The 2,413-nt window shown below is 58.9% G+C and carries 1 protein-coding gene and 1 pseudogene; one reads left to right on the top strand and one right to left on the bottom strand.

Annotated features, from left to right (window positions below; translation table 11 throughout):
• Positions 1-182: 182 nt before the first annotated feature.
• Positions 183-1,049: pseudogene (locus tag ASB66_RS25995) on the bottom strand (IS3 family transposase); the annotation flags it as partial.
• Positions 1,050-1,124: 75 nt separating this feature from the next.
• On the opposite strand from ASB66_RS25995, the gene ASB66_RS26000 reads away from it, so the two are divergent.
• The gene (locus ASB66_RS26000; protein ID WP_060718548.1) at positions 1,125-2,153 is read left to right on the top strand and encodes an IS110 family RNA-guided transposase; all 1,029 of its coding nucleotides are present in this window, start codon (positions 1,125-1,127) and stop codon (positions 2,151-2,153) included.
• Positions 2,154-2,413: the final 260 nt, after the last annotated feature.

Below are 2,413 nucleotides of genomic sequence, written 5' to 3' on the forward strand. Positions count from 1 at the left end.
GATGATTGGAATATAGGCTCTTGGCACTCGATCGATAAGACACAAGGCATGACGCCTGCCATGCACTCAGAGCATGGGTACTGCAAGTGGGCGACCAGCCTTCAGTCTCGGAAACGGTCGAAGGCTGTCAGCCGCTTGATCGGAGGGTCGGACTTCTCACGGAATTGTGCCGGTCACCTATCTCACTGTGCCACCTTTGCTTCGAAAGCGAGGGGGCTGATGCCGCCCAGATATGAATGGCGCCTACGTGGATTGTAGACGCCGTTGATGTACTGGAAGATGGCGGTCTCTGCCTGCCGTCTGGTTGGCCAAGTCTGACGCCAGAGCACCTCTGCCTTCAGGCTTTTGAAAAAGGTCTCGGCTGCAGCATTATCATAGCAGTTGCCCTTGCCTGACATCGATGGCCGCACGCCGTGGACCTGCAGCTTTTTCTGGAAGTCGTAGGAGCAATATTGGCTGCCGCGATCGGAATGGAAAATACATCCCTTGGGTGGCTGACGCAGGTTTATGGCCATTTCCAAGGCTCGGATCGCCAGGTCCTTCTTCATCCGGTCGCTGACAGCCCAACCAACCACGCGACGACTGAACAGATCGATGACGACCGCAAGGTAGATCCAACCCTCAGTGGTCCAGATATAGCTGATGTCGCCCGCCCATTTCTGGTTAGGCGCAGCAGCCAGAAAATCCCCGTCCAGCAGATTGGGAGCAACGCCAAGGTGGTACTGGCTATCGGTGATGACCTTGTGGCGGCGAGTGCGAATAGGCCGTATCCCATTGATCTTCATCAGCCGTCCCACACGACGCTCGCCCACTTCAAGCCCCACCTCTTTGAGTTCCATGGTCATCCGAGGCTTGCCATAGGTGCCACGGCTCAAGGCATATTGCTCGCGGATATGCGCCAGCAGCTTCAGATCTGTGCGAGCACGCTGGCAGGTGGGGCGCGACGCCCAGGCCCGATAGCCGCGCGTGGACACCTGCAAGACGCGGCATAGTCCTTCGACAGGCCAGCGATCGCGGTGCTCATGAACGAAGGCAAATCTCACGATTTTTGATGATGTGGACACCCCCACCACTACCGCCGAGAATATCGGCAGGGACCAATCAAACGTTGGAAAGGAAACGGGATGTCCAGGCTGACAATCGGAATCGACCTTGCAAAGAATGTCTTCCAGGTTCACGGCATTGATGACAGCAGTCGTGTCGTGATCGCTCAGAAACTCCGGCGCACACACCTTCTTGCATTCTTTGCCAAGCTGGAGCCGAGTCTGATCGGCATGGAGGCGTGCGGCTCCGCGCATCACTGGGCTCGCGAACTGACAGGCATGGGCCATGAGGTCAAGCTGATGGCGCCGGCTTATGTGAAGCCGTACGTGAAGCGGGGGAAGAACGACATGGTGGATGCCGAGGCGATCTGCGAGGCTGTGACCCGGCCGACCATGCGGTTCGTTCCAATCAAAACCGCGTCGCAGCAGTCGATCCTGATGGTGCACAAGTCGCGTGCTCTCCTCATCCGGCAGAGGACCATGCTGGTGAACGCCTTACGAGGCCATCTCACCGAGATCGGCATCGTGGCGCCGGTCGGGATCGAAAGAACGGCAGAGCTCGTCGAGCGGGTGCTCGCACACGAGCCGACAGAGCTGGACGTTCCGCCGCTCGTGACTGACATTGTCGTATCCTTGGCCAGGCAAATCGACTCCCTGACCGCCGAGGTCAGGACACTTGAAGCCAAGATACGCGAATGGCAACGAACGAGCGAAGCAGGCCGCAGGCTTGCGACGATCCCGGGCGTCGGCGTCATCACTGCCACAGCACTGGCGGCGACGGTGCCTGATGCGTCAGTCTTCAGGTCGGGGCGAGAATTTGCCGCATGGCTCGGGCTGACGCCACGATCGAATTCGTCTGGAGGAAAAGAGCGCCTCGGCAGGATCACGAAGGCCGGGAACCGATATCTGCGAACGCTGCTGATCGTCGGCGCGACAGCCGTCCTCAGGCATGTCAGGCATAAGATGCACGGGCCGCTCATCGAGTGGGTCAGGAAATTGTTGTTAACGAAGCCCCCGCGCCTGACGACCGTGGCGCTGGCGAACAAGATGGCGCGGATCGCATGGGCCGTGATGACTCGGCAGACGGTATACACAAACGCCATCGCATAGAAACCGACGCACCAGCGTCACCGAGTTCGGAGGGCCTGCCAGACGATCGTGATGAATACCGGTTCCGCCGGGGATCAGGACAACCCGTTCGCGAGACTGCATCTGCAGAATGCGCTTTTTTGATTGGGACCATGATCCGCGGATTTCATCAAGGCCCGCGGCCGTTCGGCCGATCATCAGAGAGGCCGGACATATGCGAGCAGCCAGCCGGGTTCAAAAAGATCAGAAGAAAGGCTTGACCGAGGGGGTGTCCACATATG

This window comes from Gillisella vitis (assembly GCF_001541345.2).
In the GTDB taxonomy this organism is placed as follows: domain Bacteria; phylum Pseudomonadota; class Alphaproteobacteria; order Rhizobiales; family Rhizobiaceae; genus Allorhizobium; species Allorhizobium vitis.

Coding starts and splice junctions, on each gene's coding strand:
- ASB66_RS26000 (WP_060718548.1), top strand. CDS start 1,125: ATGTCCAGGCTGACAATCGGAATCGACCTTGCAAAGAATGTCTTCCAG.